The 18,166-nt window shown below is 46.9% G+C and carries 12 protein-coding genes; 5 read left to right on the forward strand and 7 right to left on the reverse strand.

Features of this window, described 5'->3' with window-relative positions; genetic code table 11:
- The first annotated feature begins 1 nt into the window (after position 1).
- On the forward strand, positions 2-781 hold the full coding sequence (locus tag MKX70_RS22015) for an ankyrin repeat domain-containing protein (RefSeq protein ID WP_042236506.1): 780 nt from the start codon (positions 2-4) through the stop codon (positions 779-781).
- Here the strand turns inward: MKX70_RS22015 and MKX70_RS22020 are convergent.
- Both MKX70_RS22020 and MKX70_RS22025 read right to left on the reverse strand, forming a co-directional pair.
- Positions 765-1,694 carry an NAD(P)/FAD-dependent oxidoreductase gene (locus MKX70_RS22020; protein WP_042236504.1) on the reverse strand — a complete coding sequence of 310 codons (930 nt, stop codon included), beginning with the start codon at positions 1,692-1,694 and terminating at the stop codon, positions 765-767. The two genes, MKX70_RS22015 and MKX70_RS22020, sit on opposite strands and share 17 nt — an antisense overlap.
- A gap of 175 nt (positions 1,695-1,869) precedes the next feature.
- Positions 1,870-3,528 carry a DUF6138 family protein gene (locus tag MKX70_RS22025; RefSeq protein ID WP_340840727.1) on the reverse strand — a complete coding sequence of 553 codons (1,659 nt, stop codon included), beginning with the start codon at positions 3,526-3,528 and terminating at the stop codon, positions 1,870-1,872.
- 579 nt (positions 3,529-4,107) lie between these two features.
- Between MKX70_RS22025 and MKX70_RS22030 the strand changes: the two genes are divergently transcribed.
- Together MKX70_RS22030 and MKX70_RS22035 are read left to right on the forward strand one after the other, a co-directional pair.
- Positions 4,108-4,869: a hypothetical protein gene (locus tag MKX70_RS22030; protein WP_340840729.1), complete on the forward strand. Its 762-nt coding sequence runs from the start codon at positions 4,108-4,110 to the stop codon at positions 4,867-4,869.
- A 16-nt stretch (positions 4,870-4,885) separates the two neighbouring features.
- Positions 4,886-5,410 (forward strand): hypothetical protein, encoded by a 525-nt coding sequence (locus MKX70_RS22035; RefSeq protein ID WP_042236496.1) that lies wholly within the window; start codon positions 4,886-4,888, stop codon positions 5,408-5,410.
- A 104-nt stretch (positions 5,411-5,514) separates the two neighbouring features.
- Here MKX70_RS22035 and MKX70_RS22040 read toward each other — a convergent pair whose 3' ends face one another.
- Positions 5,515-9,387 (reverse strand): collagen binding domain-containing protein, encoded by a 3,873-nt coding sequence (locus MKX70_RS22040; protein WP_340840732.1) that lies wholly within the window; start codon positions 9,385-9,387, stop codon positions 5,515-5,517.
- A gap of 225 nt (positions 9,388-9,612) precedes the next feature.
- Between MKX70_RS22040 and MKX70_RS22045 the strand changes: the two genes are divergently transcribed.
- Positions 9,613-10,041: a hypothetical protein gene (locus MKX70_RS22045; protein WP_340840733.1), complete on the forward strand. Its 429-nt coding sequence runs from the start codon at positions 9,613-9,615 to the stop codon at positions 10,039-10,041.
- A gap of 77 nt (positions 10,042-10,118) precedes the next feature.
- Here MKX70_RS22045 and MKX70_RS22050 read toward each other — a convergent pair whose 3' ends face one another.
- Complete coding sequence (locus MKX70_RS22050; protein WP_340840734.1) at positions 10,119-11,009, reverse strand: AraC family transcriptional regulator; 891 nt, start codon at positions 11,007-11,009, stop codon at positions 10,119-10,121.
- 182 nt (positions 11,010-11,191) lie between these two features.
- On the opposite strand from MKX70_RS22050, the gene MKX70_RS22055 reads away from it, so the two are divergent.
- Positions 11,192-12,490 carry an alpha-glucosidase/alpha-galactosidase gene (locus tag MKX70_RS22055; protein WP_042236490.1) on the forward strand — a complete coding sequence of 433 codons (1,299 nt, stop codon included), beginning with the start codon at positions 11,192-11,194 and terminating at the stop codon, positions 12,488-12,490.
- 446 nt (positions 12,491-12,936) lie between these two features.
- Here MKX70_RS22055 and MKX70_RS22060 read toward each other — a convergent pair whose 3' ends face one another.
- The 3 genes from MKX70_RS22060 to MKX70_RS22070 all read right to left on the reverse strand — a co-directional run bounded on the left by MKX70_RS22060 (position 12,937) and on the right by MKX70_RS22070 (position 18,050).
- A complete protein-coding gene (locus MKX70_RS22060; RefSeq protein WP_042236488.1) occupies positions 12,937-13,860 on the reverse strand; it encodes an alpha/beta hydrolase fold domain-containing protein in 924 nt (307 codons plus the stop codon).
- Between the two features lie 28 nt (positions 13,861-13,888).
- On the reverse strand, positions 13,889-16,501 hold the full coding sequence (gene ppsA / locus MKX70_RS22065) for a phosphoenolpyruvate synthase (protein WP_340840735.1): 2,613 nt from the start codon (positions 16,499-16,501) through the stop codon (positions 13,889-13,891).
- A gap of 277 nt (positions 16,502-16,778) precedes the next feature.
- Positions 16,779-18,050 carry a BNR-4 repeat-containing protein gene (locus tag MKX70_RS22070; RefSeq protein WP_340840736.1) on the reverse strand — a complete coding sequence of 424 codons (1,272 nt, stop codon included), beginning with the start codon at positions 18,048-18,050 and terminating at the stop codon, positions 16,779-16,781.
- Positions 18,051-18,166: the final 116 nt, after the last annotated feature.

Here is an 18,166-nt window from a genome sequence, read left to right on the forward strand (position 1 = left end):
CATGAGTGATGAGAAGAACATAGCTTACATTCCAGAGGACCATTCGCTGGGTATTTCGGTAATTACAGCGATTCATACCGGCGATATCCCGATGCTGAAACTGCTGCTTGATGAGAATTCCGGGTTAGCCGCCTCAAGAATGGTAAGGAACGGGGAATTGCGTTCAATGCTGCATATTGCAACTGATTGGCCCGGCCATTTCCCTAACAATACAGCTACAGTTGCAGCACTGATAGAGGCCGGTGCGGATGTGAATGCCCCGTTTACTGGCCCGCACAGCGAGACCCCGCTTCATTGGGCTGCGAGCTGCGATGATGTCGAAGTACTTGATCTCCTCCTCGATGCCGGTGCTGACATCGAGGCTTCCGGTGCCGTCATAGCCGGCGGAACGCCGCTGGACGACGCAGTGGCATTCGCGCAATGGCGGGCAGCACATAGATTAATTGAGCGTGGAGCCAAAGCTGCTCTTTGGCATGCAGCTGCGTTGGGTCTGGTAGATGCTATGGAAGCTCACTTTGCCGGAGACCCGCTCTCACAGCAATACCCTTGGGGAGCGGGACACTCATCGCCTCCGGACGAGGTGAACGTCGCTTTCTGGTGCGCTTGCCACGGCGGACAACGAGATGCTGCCGAATACCTGCTCGACCGTAAGGCTGATATTAACTGGATTTCAGTGTGGGACGGCCTCACTCCCTTAGACGCTGCTCAGCGCAATGCTGCTACTGAGTTGGTACAATGGCTGCAGGGTCTGGGTGCTAAATCTGCTACCGGACTTCTTTGAGGTTTTTCATCCATGCCTCGGTATTCAGCTCATTATTCATGACTGCAGCCACAAATGAGCCCGCCGAAGCCGAAGCTATAGCCTGATGCATCATGGATGCTGCATCCCCGGCGCTATAAATGCCCGGAATGTTTGTTTTTCCGTATTCATTAACGGCGAGTACTCCTGTTTCCGTACATTCACATCCGATAGAGCGCGGAAGATCAGAGCCCATCACCAGCTCGGGTTTGAAAAAGATTCCCCTGCACGGAATCGCCGTTCCGTCTTCCAGCACAACCTGGTGAACGATGCCATCATTCGAGTCGATGTGCCGGATCGGTGAGTCGTACAAGGGAATATCATTGTGCTGGAACTCCTGGCGCTGAGCCTCCGTCAATTCATCCGGACCATTCGTACAAACCGTAAGCTGGTTTGTCCATCCGGAAATAACCGGAGCGAAATGCATGAGGACTGTCCCCTTCGAGATGACGACAAGCGGCTGATCCCTTAATTCCCAGCCGTCGCAATACGGGCAGACGAAGGCGCTTTTTCCGTATACATCCTTAAGACCCGAAATAGAAAGCGGCTGATCCTTCATGCCGACAGCAAATAATATTTTTTGGCTTGATATCATTTGTCCTTCCACCGTGCTCAATTCAAACTGACCGTTGGTTCCTGCGATCGATATCACTGTATCCGCTACGAATGATGCCGAAGGATAAGCCAGGATCTCTTCTTGTGCAATTCTCCGGAACTCCCCCGGAGGGATCCCATCGCGGGTAATAAACCCGTGAACCGCGCCAGTTACAGCATTGCGTGGACGCCCCTCATCAATTACAACTACCTTTTTCTTTGCCCTTGCCAGCACCAAAGCAGCATTCAGACCAGCCGGTCCGCCGCCGATAATTGCCACATCAGCATATTGTTTCTCCATAATGAATAACCTCCTTCATAGATTCTAGATGTCTATAATTAGACCGCAAGAAGCCTGGGACTTCTTGTTTGATTCGATAAAACAGATATAAAAGAGCTTCTTTATCCACAATAGATGGTTTATTACTATTTTGCAATGATTATTTTTAAATTAATAGTAGCTTTCAGTGGTGGCATCAGCTCCGATTGGCCGCTTGGATCAGTCCGGCAAGGTATTGCTTCTGCTCTCCCTCAGCTTTGTCAGCAAGCTTCTGCAGCTTACTCTTTCCGCCCCAGATCAGGTAGACAAGATGTTCCACCTGGTAGTAATGCAGGCCGTGTACCTGATCGAGCAGCAGTCTAAGCAGCCCTACATTCTCCAACTCTCGCGTCATCTTCAGCTTTAATGAATCTGTACAGTACAGCATACACGGCAATAGCACGGGAAGCATCTCTCTGTTAATGCCGTATTGTTCAATTAACGCAGCTGTGAATCTATTCTGGACAGACTGATGTTCAACATCTACCTTCTCCATATATTGAAGGGCCAGCGGGAAATAGGCCTGATCTGTGAGACCCAGTCCAAAGACCGCATAGCTGCCCGGCATACAGCACTTCTCCCCTTCCGTGTCCGTATACCATTCGAAGGTTTCCATCGCAGCTATGGCGTACTCTTCAAGCAATGGATATAACTCCGGATATTCAAGCGCATTCGCAAAGAAACGGTGCGTGCCCGTTTTGGCGAGTCCTTTGAGCGGCAGCCAGTGCTTAACTGAGGAGGTTAGCTTGATCTGATAGCTTTTTGGAAAGCCCGACTTCAGCAGATTCGTCAGAAACCGGAGCGCAAACGCATAACTCTCCTCTGTCTCCTGATTAATACGGATGCGTACCTCGGCAAATACATCATTAGCGCTACATTCCACCTGATCATAGCGTAATCTCGTAACCTCTTCAGCAAAGGCACCGCTGCCATAATTAATTAGCCGTGCAGCCTGGACACTGCCGAGTTCGAGCGCACATTGCAGGAAGGCAAGCCCCGCACTTCTGCTGTAGGAAGGCTCATATTTGAGGATGCAAACTGCAGCATAGATCACGAGCGCAACCGTTTCTTGCCCGGCATTTTCCAGTACAGCATCTTTCTTCTTCGTAAATCCCGTTTGCCACTGGGTTCCTGTGTTCTCGAAATAACGCGGCAGCCAATGATCCTCTACCCAGTTCCTAAGTGCTACGGTGATAGTATTGCGATGCTCAGCCAGCTGCTTGTTCCCCTTGTTCAGCTCTTGTATCTTGTCATACACAGCGATGATTCTGCCGGAATCCAAGACGGGATACAGTCCTTCATCCAGGAGATGCCGGGCCAGGAAAAAAGTTTCTAGCGGCTTGGTCGGATATTTGCCAGATTCGAGCTTATTTATGATATAGAGGCTGATGCGTTCCAGAAGCTGTTGCCTCTTCGCCTCATCTACATATTCAAGAATGCGCACATGGACAACACCTTCGTTCACCTTGAATTTCCCGTCAAACCTGAACCGGTAATCCAGGACTGCCGGCGGCAATGCATTTAATTTGTTCTGCATATACGAAGCAAGCTCAGGAATGATTTGCTCCCGCACTTGTACCTCTGTCAACTGCTCAGGAGTAGTCTGCTTCCTTTTACCCGGTTCGTTTAAACCAAGCAAATTATCTGTCACATCCACTCTGCCATCCGTATATTCGAGGAGAGCATACCCGTGAATGCCTGCCTGCAGCGTGGTCCGTTTTACAATTTTCTCTGCTTCTTTATCACTGATATAGATGAGCCACTTGTCTATTTCCATCTTCATTTCTTCAAGAATTGCTTCCAGCGTATAATCCATGTCTATTACATGCTCCTTTACACTGCGATATCGGCAATGAAGTTATTCATGTCCACTCAAAAATTAGGTACATTAAATATTACCGTATCTTGATTTACCGTTCAAATCGGTTGGGGGTATCTGTCTGATGATCAATCATGAATTGATGCCGGAATCGTTAGCGGCTTAGGCCGAAATGATCCTGTTTATTAAAAGGATATCTGTAATTTTCAAGGTGAAACCTTTAATTTCCATACTTCCATATAAAGTTAATTATGATAATATCATCTATAGCCCTTTCGGCCGAGAGCTCAATTCTTATGAAGGGTTTGAGAAAAGTGAAAAAATAAAATTGAGATCGCTTTCAGTATTTTTTTGTTCGATTATCTCTGCTTCACTTTTTACAGCAAGTGTATACGGCGCTTCTGGCCTTAGCATTCATGACGTAAGTGCCCAGAAACAACAGGGAGGCTATTTGTGCTGGGCGGCCGTATCCAGTATGGCAGGACAATACTTCTATCTATACTTGGGTCAATACAGTAAACAATATAAAAGTGAATTAACTGTAAAATAATCACTATCCATTAAGGAGGGTTTTTTTTGAAAATTCGCGCCATTATATTAACTGTTTTATTTGCTCTATTCACATTGGGAAATGCTGTGTATGCAGATTCAAGTCTGGAGACAGCTGGGGCAGATATCAAAGGGGCGATCGCTAGGGAATATACAGAGTATTATGCTGATACTCTTGAAGCCCAGAGGACTAGCTTTCACGGCAGCGACAAAGCAAGCTTTCATGAAGCAACTTTGGGAGAAGGAGTTGCCTATTATCAAGTGAATGTCCACGGAGATTCACTTTCACATGAATTGACTGGTTATAAATTCCCGCTTTATTTAGAGGGAACTCAGGTTGCGGTGGTCGATGCCACTTTTGAATCAGGTGCCTGGAAAATTTTCAACATCAGTAACCATGATGATTTTGACAGTGCAATTAAACGGGTAGAAGCTGAGTATGCTGGAAACGGTAAATTCGAGCTTATTGATGATAAACGTTATAACCTAAATTATGTCTATACTAATAGTACGATTAATGAGGAATATATCAATTTAACAAATGATGAGAGTATAAGTCCTGCAGAGATCCTGAATGTTATCAGCGAGTCTGTGGATTCTCTTAATAATTTGAATCGAAATTCAAATGACGGAGTGATTTTAGTCGGTGGCGGCCCCAATGTCTCTCCTTCTGACAATCAGACCTCTTTGCTTCTGCCAATTATTTTATTCGGATTATCTCTTGCCTTTGCTGTTCCACTAATAGCCATAGCGACTCAAAGAAGAAGAACCTCAGGCACATTGGAATGAGAATGGTCCGAATATAATGAGACGAAAAGGATGGGTATTCCCTCTTCTATGCCTTGTGCTGATAACAATGATAGGATGCAACAATGAAGATTCCGCGGCGGGAAAGACCGACGAACAAATCGCCGCCGATTATCTTCAAGCTCTTGGTTATACAATTGTTGCGGATGAAGGAGAGGTCGCAAAATATACCTTGGAGCAGAATATGCTTGAAAACTTGGATTATATGCTGCTCTGGGCAGTTCAGGAGAAAGAACCTTCTGCCTATTTCGGGAAAGAAATCGTCTCTTATGATTTTCTTGTAAAGAATCATCCGCTGGAAAAGTTGTTTAGCCCGGAAGATTACTTTATTTCTATGGCTGTCATGCTTGTAGACGGTGATGTTATAGGCGGAACCTCCGGTCCAAGAAGTAAAATCAAAAACCTAATCATGGCGGGCGGAGAGTATTCAATAGATGGAAAAACACTGAACGAGATAAAAGGAACCGATTATCCGCAATGGCTGGACTATTGGAAGAAAACGTACGGTAAGCGAACGGAGTGAGCTGAAAGATCTGAAAGACCGCCGCTTCAATTAGAAGCGGCGGTCTTTTGTTTACCATTATTTTTTTTGAAAACTGTTCTTTAAAAAGGACTGCAAAGCCGTTTCTACTTGCGTGTCTTAAATCTCTTCGAGAGCACGAAACCAAGGATGATCAGACCCATTCCTGCTAGGTACATGCCTATCGGACTTTCTTCACCGGTCTGAGGCAGCTTACCCGGCAGACCGCTTTGATTCGTTGGTTCATTTTGTGAAGGTTCATCAATTGTTCCTTTAGGCACTTCATCTACCACTACTTCGATCTCAATCTCCTGGTCCTCTCCATTATCGCTAACGATAATAGTGAACTTGTCTTTTCCGGTGTAGCCAGGGTCAGGTGTATACTTCCATTTCCCGTCTGGTGTAATCACGACGGTTCCATGCTCAGGATCTTCACCCAGGCTAGGTATTCCTCCAAGCGGAATTTCACCCTCGACCGGAATATCCTCAATTGTGTTGACAGCTGTTGGTTGAGGACTAGGCGGACTGCTAATTACAGGTGTTGATGTCGGTGCATTTGTCGGTTCACTTGTAGGTTCTGGTGAAGCTGATGGTGAACCTAATGGTGTCACCGTTGGAACTACTGTTGGACCCGGTGTGACTATGACTCCTGGTATTGAAGGAGTTGTTGGCGTTGATGACGGTGTTGACGGCACATATGGTGTTGCTGTTGGCGTAGCTGGCTCCGTCGGAGCTGGCGTTGCTGTTGGTGCAACTGTTGGTGTTGCCGTTGGCGCAACAGTCGGTGTTGCTGTTGGTACTGGTGTTGGTGCAACAGTCGGTGTTGCCGTTGGTACTGGTGTTGGTTCAACTGTTGGTGTTGCTGTTGGTACTGGTGTTGGTGCAACAGTCGGTGTTGCCGTTGGTTTCACTGTCGGCGATGGCGTCGGCGCAACTGTTGGTGTTGCTGTCGGCGATGGCGTTGCTGTCGGTTTCGGAGTTGCCGTTGGTGATGGTGTTGGCGTCGCTGATGTTTTGTTTGTGATTTGCAGCACTATACCTGTAGTTGAATTAATCTTAACTGCATGAGGTGTCGTATCCAACAGATAACCTGCAGGTGCAGTTTTTTCAACTATTGCATAATCTCCACCCAGAAGCTTGGTGAATTCAAGCTTGCCTGCGTCATCGGTTACTCCCTCATTAATCCAAATCTGCTCATTGCCGATGACGCGGAATAAGTCAAAGGATGCTCCTTTGAGAGTATTGCTGTGATTGTCCGCATCAATCTTTTCAATGCTGAGCGTACCTCTGACACCACTGCCTGTGCCTGAACCGCTGGAGAGCTTAACCGTGACTTCAGAATTGGTATCTTTGATAACCTCTTTCACATTCGTACCTGTGAGACCTACCTCGTTGCTGACTGTTTCATTATTTTGTGCAGTGATTACAGATTGGTATTGAAGAATGTAAGCTTCCGAGATTTCTTTGGTAAACTTCAGTTCGAAGCTTTCTTTGCCTTCACTGTCTTTCAAGAAGTTCAGTGTATAATCTGTGCCGCGTATCAATTCCTCGCTTGCGGGTGTTATTGTCCCGTTTTCTGCAACATTTGTCTTATAGAGGTGATAAGTGTTAGTAAGCAGAATTTGATTCTCACTCGGAGTATCTGTTACCAGAGCGTCCTTCACAACAGATTGATTACGGTTGATATAGACCGTCCAGTCAATCTTATTGTTGTTTTGTGCGCCTGTCTTGGCGATATATTCGCCTCCGTTAGGAATGTTCACCGAAGCATTCAGGTCAGCGGATTCCTTGGTTGTGCCGTCATACAGCAACGCAGTATTATCGACAGTCTTTACGTCAATAACCTTATCCGCGAAAGTAGTCTTAAAGGTAACGTAAAAGGCATAATTGATCGTTTTGTTAAAGCTTACCTCAAGCTTCCCGTCGTTCAGAGTTACCTTGTAATCATCTTCATCGACGTTTACGTCCACCGAAGGGTCTCCATTGGCACCGTAGATCCATTTGAATACCTTAACGGAATCCGGAACCACAACTTGACCGCTGCTGATCGTGTCCACCAATTTAGCATTAGTCAGGGTTTTCATATTATAGTTGGCCCCAACATTCCAGGAAATCTGTTTGGTGAAGGCATTGTACGAACCGTTCTTGAGACCGTTATTCTTCACTTCTGCTCTTGGATCGAATGTCGATGTTCTTGTAATGGTCTTAGACTCTCCATTCTCCACCCATTCCAGCAATGCCTGATTGACAAACTGGTTTTTCCCCTCTGCCAACCAATCAAAGTTAAACTTAGTGAGGTATGTTATGGTATACGGTTCAGAGATTGGAGCTTTAAAAGTAATCGTGAACCCATCGTTAGCCTCTACAGGATCATGTTCGGTATAAACAACCTCAGTAACGACAGCGGGACCTCCAGCGACCGGTTTAATGGTAAGGCTTCCCGGTACCAGCTTGAGTCCAGCGTTAACGAAGGTGTCCGTTACTTTCAGATTTTCCATCGTCTTTGAATCTTTGTTGATCGTAATTGTCCAACGTACTGTCTTGTTCAGATAATCTTTTTCGCTGTTACCCTTGACCAATATTTGTTGGGTGATATTCTGGGAAGCTGAGTCCGAATGTTCACCGTAAGTCACTGTATTAGTGACCTTGCCATTTTCAAAAACACGTTCCGGCGCTTTAGTTTTGTATTCGATGCGGTATGCTGAATCAATAGCATCTTTGAATTTGAGTTCAAATTGATTTTTACCATCTACCACTGATTTTGTGATCGTGTATTTACTCTCCGGAAGTGGCTCAGTAGTCTTAACCCCTGTACCATCGGCTTTAATAGTCACTGGGTATACGTTCAGTGAACCTTCGATGAGCTTATGATTGAGGTCAATTGTATCCTTCAGGATCGCGTCGTTTGCAGAGATGTTTTTTTCATTGTAATTGAATTCAATCGCCCAAGTCGTAGTCTGGCTTGCATCATCATGATGCACGACTACCTTGTTAAGCGGCTTGCCACGTCCTACGGTTACGGTAGTCTTCGATTCTTTTGATAAACCGTTGTCTCCTGTAAAAATAGCTGTATTCTCATAGCTGACTGCATCCTCACCGCTGGCTGTAATATCGGTGGTGAATTCTACACGATACGCCTTGGTGATTGGGCTCTGTTTAAATTTTAAATCCAGCTTCGCCGGGGTGGACCCGGTGGCATCATAACTGCTACCCGGAACAATGTCACCTGCTATAACTGTACCGTCCAGCTTTACCTCAAGTTCACGGACAACAATGGTGCTTGTGTCAAGCGTCAACCCGTCCGGAATCTCATCGGTAACGACAGCGTTGCCCACACTTTCCAAGACCTTGTTGACATCGACGGTCCAGCCGATTTGCGTTGGATTGTAGAATTGAGGCAATGGAGTACCTTTCTTCTCTACAGTTGAACTGACGTTAGGCTTGAAATGAAGTTCAATTACCTGGGTGCCGCCATTGATCGGGAACTCCACAAGCTGTGTGGTCGACCCTTTTATTTTTTTAGAACTAAGCAGTGAACGGACAGTAAAGGTCCCCTGCACATGATCATATTGTTCAATAAATTCATTAAACGTAAAGACAACATGATTATTACCTTTATCGACATGATAGGTACCTACTGTATCCCCACCAAATAGAAGATCCCCATCCAAATCATTATAAAGCTCAAACTGATCGGGAATATTAAATTCAAAAGTGGAGCCTGCTTCATAACCATGCCCATCTGCTAATGACCACGTGTAGTTCAGCTCAGAATAGGAATCAAGCTGATATACATTGCCGGTGACTGTCTCTGAGTAGTGCTCATCCGTATACACGGCCAGAGAAACGCTGGTGATCAGATTTTCCGTAATGTTGCTGGGTTCTGCATGAGCACGTTCAGTGAAAGAGCCAAAGCTTGTTGTCCATTGGGTAACCAATAGAATAAGTACGAGCCAAATGCTAATCTTTTTCATTTTCATTGATGAATACTTCCTCCTTTTTCGTCATCGATTGGTTTGAAGTCTACTGCCCATTGTCTGCGTAACCTGTATCATCCCTGCGCTGACAGCAGTTTAAGTTACTGTAAACCTGACATATGAACAATTTCTGAACAGCTTCGGGAAAACGAACATATGAGTCTCTAGAACTACGCCTATTGACCTGCTATAATTGGTAAATAATAGATTAAGAGAGAGGTGTAAGTCATGAAATGGAAATGGATTAAGCTTGTTTCTGTGATGGTATTCGCTCTCGTTATAAGCGCCCAACCCTTATCAGCAGCCGCTAAGACTCAGAAAGTCAAAGTTACATTTGTGAGCGCGAGCTTAGTAGAGAACAATCATGTGGGTAATGAGTGGTGGTCAGGCGGGTACGTAGATGGAGAAGAACTTGCAGAAGGTGAATCCGTCACAATAAATGCTAGTTCAACAGGAACTATCAAGCTGCTTGCCGAAGCACAGGAACAGGATAAAATTCCTGAGGAAGGGTCAGCAACCGTTTCCATTAAAGTGTCGACCTTGAAGGCAACACAGAATAAATCACTGTCCGTAAAAGTTGTCGAGAATCGAGGACGATATTCAGGGAATACCGCAACTTGGGAATTTGTGTTTAAGCTTGAAAAAGTGAAATCATAACCATGAGAAAACCAGCCGCGTGAGAGGCTGGTTTTCTTCATTAGGATTACCATTGGAACCCATATGGATTATCGGAATCAGTCAGCTGTGGGCTGGCTGTCCCCCTGTTCCCTGTTCCTCAGACCCGCCCGGTACTCGCTCGGCGGCATGCCCGTGTGCTTGCGGAATTGCTTCGAGAAATACAGCGCATCATTGAAGCCCACGGACGAAGCTACCTGCTCAATGGTCAGCGGAGCCCCGAGCAATTGTCTGGCTTTGTCCATCCGCATTTTGAGCAAAAACTGTTTGGGTGACAAGCCGGTTCGCTGCTTGAAAGCTTTGGACAGATGCACCCGGTGGTAGCCGAGTGAGGACGCCAGTTGATCAATACTGATCTGTTGGTGGAACTGCAGCGAAATCCAGCGGATGGCCTGGTCAATCTGCCGGTCAATAATCTCGGGCATTTCGGCAGGATGCAGGGGCAGCGCACTTAAATTACCCAGCCCGAATTGATGAAGCAGCAGCCGCGCCCAGCCTGAAGCCTCCAGACTCTCCAGCCGCGGGTAAGCAGACTGCGTGAAGGCATGCCGAATTCGTTCGTACAAGCTATGAAGCTCTGTGACATTACCGGAATGCATGAAGGGTTGTTCTCTTGTAATGCCGACAGCGGAGAGAAGTCCTTGAACGCCAATCCCCTGCATGGCTACCCAGGCATAATGCCAAGGGACATCCTGATCTGCCTGATAGCTGAAGAGCGCGCCGGGGAAAATAACGAAGGTGTCTCCACTCCTGCACTCGGCAGAGAACATACCGCTCTGAAACAGCCCCCCGCCTTCCAGAACAGTATGTATCAAATAAAAATCGTGAACGGAAGGTCCGATTTTATGGCCAGGAAAAGGTCTTGCCTCCCCGCTGAACAGAACAGACAGATCCTGCTCCTCCGGTGTTAGATTAATCCCTAAAGTGAAGTCATAATGGTCCGGATTCATATGCAACATTCCTCCATATTTATCTTGTCTTTCTCCATAGTGGTTCCTTCTGTTCTATTCTATAGTGATTATAGAATATAACAGCGGAAAAAGCTTCTACAACAACGATTCTCATTCGGATTAATATTCATATTTCCAAATGAATGAAGCGTATTCCGCAAATTACAGGAGGCTAATGTCTAATGTCAAAAGTTACATTTATCGGTGCAGGTAGCACGGTTTTCGCCAAGAACGTCCTAGGGGATATCATGGCGACAGCTGCACTTCAGGGGTTTGAGATTGCTCTATATGATATTGATCTTCAGCGGCTCAAAGACTCCGAGAATATGCTTACGAACCTGAAGAACAGTGGCGGCAGCACCTGTACCATCATCGCCTATACCGACCGCAAAGAAGCGCTGCGCGGCGCCAAATATGTAATCAATGCCATTCAGGTCGGTGGTTATGATCCATGCACCATTACAGATTTTGAAATTCCGAAGAAGTACGGCTTGCGTCAGACCATTGCGGACACTGTAGGCATTGGCGGATTATTCCGTAATTTACGCACGATTCCGGTCATGCTTGATTTCGCAGCGGATATTCGTGAGGTCTGTCCGGATGCGCTGTTCCTGAATTACACGAATCCGATGGCCGTTCTAACGAATGTGATGAACACTTACGGCGGCGTGAATACGGTGGGATTATGCCACAGCGTGCAGCAATGTATCCCCGGATTATTCAGTCACCTCGGGATAGAACAGGAAGGTGTACAGGCGACGATTGCCGGTATCAACCATATGGCTTGGCTGCTTAAGGTTACCAAGGACGGCAAGGATTTGTATCCGGAGATCAAACGCCTCGCTGCAGAGAAGCAGCTTGAGCCTCACGGTGATATGGTCCGCTATGAGATGATGCTGAAATTCGGCTATTATATTACAGAATCCTCCGAGCATAATGCGGAATACCATCCGTATTTCATCAAAAGAAATTATCCTGAGCTGATCGAGCGGTTCCAGATCCCTCTTGACGAATATCCGCGCCGTTGCGTAGAACAGATTGGACGCTGGGAACAGATGCGTGATGAGCTGGTGAATAATCAGGAGCTTACGCATGAACGTTCACATGAATACGCCTCTTATATACTGGAAGCGATGGAGACCAATGTGCCGTTTAAGATCGGAGGCAACGTTATGAACACAGGACTGATTCCTAATCTGCCCAAAGAAGCCTGTGTCGAGGTCCCTTGTCTGGTTGACCGCAGTGGAGTAACTCCGACCTACGTAGGCGATCTGCCTCCGCAATGTGCCGCACTGAACCGTACGAATATCAATACACAACTGCTTACGATTGAAGCCGCCATGACACGCAAGAAAGAGCATATCTACCACGCAGCTATGCTGGACCCGCATACAGCAGCAGAGCTATCGATGGATGATATCATTAATATGTGTGACGACCTGATCGATGCCCACGGTGACTGGCTGCCTGACTATCAATAAAGATGAAAGTTGTTTTATCGCCATAAGCAAAGAAGCCTCCTATAGGAGGCTTCTTTGCTTAGTATAAATTTTAGTTCAATGGCTCCATTCACTCATACTATATACTCTCTCCGGCGGACTTTCCACGCTTTTACCCGTAAGTACAAGCTGGTTCCCTCCTTCAATGGGATAATTCCTGAACTATAATCCTGAACCGGTATCCTCAAAAGAATATTTGTTCAAATCACTCCAATCGAGTGTGGCGCCCTTTTCCGATAAACCCCTTAATTCATTCATTGAAATATAGCTGTCTGGCCCTCCCTCCTGGTTGTTTTGGCATGCAGAACCAATCATAAGAACGAATAATATTATTATTCATAACTTCAAATATTTAGCTAGTCTCATATATTACCCTCCCCAAAATACCATAATATAGAAGTCGACACTAAGTCTGCAATAAGAGTCTCCTAGTTATTAATAATCTCAATAATCTTCCTCTGGGCGTCTAATGCTTCGGGGATAGGCATGATCACAAACACATGATTCATTTTGGGGTATACAAAGGTATTGATTTCAATTCCTTGTCCGGTCAGCATATCATCGAGCTTCATGGCATCGGGATATAGACCTTCGTGCGTTCCGATGAAGTGAGTGATTCTTCCGAGGTCTTCAAAGTCACCGTAGATGGGACTGATTATAGGGTCGTTTAAGCTTTTATCATCCGCCCAGATCCTTGTAATGACTTCCATTCCACCCACCGACAGCATCGGGTCCTTCTTTTCATATTCAGGAATAAGCGGGTTCGTAAGGGCCATATCCACACAGGCAGAGAATAGAATGATGTCCTTGGGCTGGGGAATCTCATTCATCTTGAGCAGATGGGCCAGGCCTAGAGATAGGTTTCCGCCTGCAGAATCGCCCATAATCGTCAATTGTTCAGAACTTTTAACGGTTCCCAGAATATCTTTATACAGGTTTAGGAGCTTCGGATAGGTGTTTTTATAATTATAGTTAGGAATTTTAGGATAAATAGGGGCTATTATTTTCGCATTAAGCGACTGTGCCATTCTATCCATGAACGTCCAGTGGAAGCTTAAAGGCTGGTTAACCCAAGCGCCGCCATGGATATAGAGAATTACTTTTTGCGTCATGGATTGTTGGTCATTTATTGTAAAAACCTTAATCCCCTCAAACGCTTCCTCCTTAATTCTGCTGATGAATTTAACAACACCCATCCTATAGGGCTTACTGTTTTCTAGGCCTGCCCGTTTTACAAACTGTGTCGTATTTTCAATACTGGAAAAGCCTTTTTTAGTATTTCGTAAAGCTAAATACTTCTCAAATAGAAAACTCTTTGTTGAACGTCTTTTGGTATAAACTTGTATACTCATCCTTACCCCTCCTGCATGATTACTGTATTTATAATATTTCAACATACCCTTCGGTTCCATGCACGCGGATGCGTTGCCCGTCCTGGATGAGTCTGGTGGCATTCTCCACTCCGACAACTGCCGGTAAACCATATTCCCGTGCGATTACTGCGCCATGGGTCATCAGTCCGCCTACTTCGGTAATTAGGCCTTTGATGGAGACAAACAACGGGGTCCAGCTGGGGTCGGTAAACAAGGTGACCAAGATATCCCCCTCCTCCAGATTAGCCTCTTCCATGTTGAGGATCACACGTGCCCTGCCTTCAACCACTCCCGAGGAAACAGGCAGACCTGCCATAGCGCCAGCCGGGAGTTGATCCCGTTTGTACTGGCCTGACAGGATTTCTCCATCAGAGGTAATCACACGCGGGGGAGTGAGCTTGACATATAAATTATAATCATCTTTACGTTTATTGATGAGCTGATAATCGGTTGTATTCGTGCGGACGACTTCGTGAAGCTCTTCAAAGCTGAGGTAGTAGATATCTTCTGTATCGCGGATAACGCCTGCTTGAACGAGCCGTCCGGCTTCCTTCAGTAACGCCTGCTTATAAACCAGGTAACGGCTAACCATGCCGTATTTAGGATATTCCCGGTAACCGATGAAATTCCGGACCAGGTCAATCTTCACTTTGGCTTCTTCGGCTTTGTGTACTCCATCCGGTAACTGCTTCAAGCGGTCTAACAGCTCCTGTTCTTTATCCCAAGCTTCCTGCCGTCCCTGCTCAAATTTCTGTCTGCTGGCACCCGGTGCGAAGTTCCTGATGTTGCTAAGAATCATGGGGATCAGTATCGCCGGTTTCTCGCTCCAACGGGTTCTGGTAATATCTATTTCTCCGGTACACCGCATTCCGTATTTGCTGAGATAATTATTTAGTGCGTCATATGTTTCTTGCCCGCCCTGTAAGCTATTCAGTCCCTCCAGGAAGTCCTCCTCTTGTGTACTCTGTAAATAATCAATGACCTGCGGGTAAGGACGAATCTTATCTGCGACGTCCATCAGTTCCAGACCCATTTCCGAAGTAATATTGTTCTGCACCGATTGTGAAAGGGTATCAGCCGCGTTAATTTCACCTAACCACTCGTTCATTTTTTCGTTAATCCATGCGGAAGCATCCATTGCGGCCATGAACACTGCCGTACTTTGCGGGTTGAATAGAACCCTCTTCAGTTCCTCGATATCTTCAAGGATGAACTCGAATAGAGCCGAGCCTGATTTCGTCTTGATGTTGTGTTTCAGCTCTTCTACCGATGCTTCATTACTCTTGATCAGCTCCGCAACGATGGCCGGATCGCTGCCGGCAGGTGTTTGATCGCCTGCCGGCAGCTTACCCGGATTGCTTTTGCCGGACTGCGCCGCCGCTTCAACTTGCGGTGAGATTTGTATGAAATCTCCCCGCTCCACGATCGTCATAAGCGCGTCTTTGACGAGCGGATCAGATTTCCCCAAGGTATCAATGATCATCATTCTGGCGGGCGAAGCCAAATAGGAGGTGACATCGACAAACAGTCTTCCGCCGGCTATACGCATGGGAGCAGGAGTAATTAACAGGTGAAAAGACAGTCCCAGCGGCTTCATAGCATCTGTCATCATTTGCCCATGACCTACAGATACATAAGCGCGGTTCTCTTGATCAATGGCTTCAGGGATGGGGAATAACGTGGTGATGGGCCGGCTCTGCACAATATAGAAGGTACCATCAGCCAGACACCATTCAATATCCTGGGGTGAGCCCAAATAAGCCTCGATTTGTCTTCCAATACGTTCCAGCTGTAGAATTTGCTGTTCCGTAAGCGTCTGCGCCTGTTGCTGTCCGGAATCAAGCTGCCGGGTTTCGGTCCCCCCTTCCGGCAGTCCGTAGATAGCCAATTTTTTGGCTGCAATCCGCTTATCGGTGATCTCGCCTTCCTTCACCTTATAGCAATCGGGAGACACCAGGCCTGAGACCAATGCTTCTCCAAGTCCAAAGCTGGCGTCAATGGACAGCAGCTTGCGGTTATTCGTAACCGGATCGGCGGTAAACAGAATGCCTGAAGCCTGCGGGAAGACCATCCTTTGAACGATAACCGATAAATAGACCTGACTGTGGTCAAAACCATTCTGCATCCGGTAGATTACCGCGCGCTCCGTGAACAGCGATGTCCAGCATTTGCTGATATGCTGTAGGATGGCATCAACGCCGATAATATTCAAATAGGTGTCTTGCTGGCCGGCAAAAGAGGCATACGGCAGATCCTCAGCAGTCGCGCTGGAACGTACCGCGTAAGCCTGTTCACTACCCAGCCGGGAGAGAACCTGTGTAACTGCTGTTACAACCCCGGACGGAATTTCTGCTTCCGTAATAATCCGGCGGATCTCCCTGCTGATTTCACTAATCTGCTCCCGGTTGTCCGCCCGCAGCGTGGTTAGCCGGTTCAGTAAAACATGATAGGTTTCGTTATGCAAGATTGCCTCCTGATAAGCGGCGGTTGTAACACAGAAGCCTTCGGGGACTTGGATGCCATCTATTCCTGATAGCATCCCCAGATTTAACCCCTTTCCGCCAACCAGCAGCAGCTGCGTACTATCCGTTTCCTCAAAACCCAGAACCAATGCATCCATTCCGTATCTCCCCTAACTATTGACTTGAAAAAATATTTGACAAGAAATTTCCGGCATGTTATATTTAATATATAAGATGCATTAACTACGTTTACAGAAACTAGTATAGTTGTGAAATGATTATATCATCGTGTATGTATATATGCAATATGAAGAACCTGAGCTGCAGCTCAGGTTCTTTTTTTGACGAATGGCAAGTTATATTGAAGCGGACTGAGGATCTGCGAATAACGCCTGATTAACACAAATAAAGGAATCTGAGTCCTCCTCTATTCGTCTATTCGTTACGCCCGTAATAGAGCTTGAGGTTCGTCACATCCACCAGATATAGGACATCGATACCCTTGGGACTGCGTTCTACCGCCAGCCGCTCGACCGGGATACCCGGCGCAAGCGATGTTTCGGTCCAGCCTGTGCCCGTATTTACGGCCATCAATGCACGATCGCTGCCGCTGCTTTTCACGTAATAGATTCTTGCGGCATTGCCTGCCCAGGTCACATCAATCGCGGCTGTAGTCGGAGCTGCATTATAGACCGTCTGCAGCGCCCAGCCTCCTGTGCCATACGTTGCCTGCTTAACCGAGAAGCTCGTGGCTCCTTCTTCACGATAGCGGTAGGCGATAACCGGGCGGCCAAGAGTATCAAGCGTCATCTTTGCGCTCTGAACGCCCGGTCCGCCGGGATCGCTGCCACTCTGTACATAGGCTTCAGCAGGAGCCATAGGCTGCACAATATCCGCGGTAGTCAGTGAGACCGGAGCTGACACAGGCGTTCCGTCTGCTTTGGAGAATACCCCCGTGGAAGGACTATATTTCAGATAAGACAGCTGGTGGCGCAGAGGACTGGCTGCGAAATACGCCCACTCGAACAAGATATGAAGATCTCCGCTCGCATCAAAGACCAGATCGTCAGGGTAGACAGACCGGTTAAGGTGCGCAGCAATCACCTTGACCTGGCTCCACACAGATTCGGCATTATTCCACCGGAACAGAACAGCCTCTCTTTTGCCTGCCGGATCTTTATCAACACGCACCATTAAATACAAATCACCGTTCGGAGCCGTCGCCAATACCGGATAGGTTACCGTCATGCCTTGAGGCAGCTCATCGGAGTGATTCTGCGGAATCCCTCCTACCGTATCCGAGCGGAAGTACTGCCACGGATTACTGTGCATGGAGGCGAATACGTGGAACCGGCCGCTCCCGTCTCTGGCCATGGACGGCTGATTATGCCCCAGATCATCCGTATATTCTGCAGGCACGGCACCATTCATGAGCGGCAGCTTGCTCCAAATCCCATCGTTATCCCGTCTGGCAATGGCTACGGTATGTTTACCGGCAATAGTTCCCGGTGCATTATAGGCCATGTACGCATACTCATAACCCAGTCCATACGTGGCAAGGGGAGACCACCATCCAGCCTGATTGCTGGAATCCATCGGAAAAGGCACCTCTTCCAGCACAGTGGCTGCGCTTCCGGTTCCCGCCGGTATCAGCAGCATCAGCACCGTCATCATGAGTCCGAGCTTCCATTGTTTTATTTTCTTCAACCCTTCCGCCTCCCTCAGATAAATGCTTCTTACAAAGCGCAATATTAACTATCCATGTAAACGTATTCAATTTTGTCGGACGTACCTCCTTCCTTAGGCTTTTTCAAGTATTTCTG

It is taken from the genome of Paenibacillus sp. FSL R7-0312, from assembly GCF_038004445.1.
Classification (GTDB): Bacteria; Bacillota; Bacilli; order Paenibacillales; family Paenibacillaceae; genus Paenibacillus_AQ.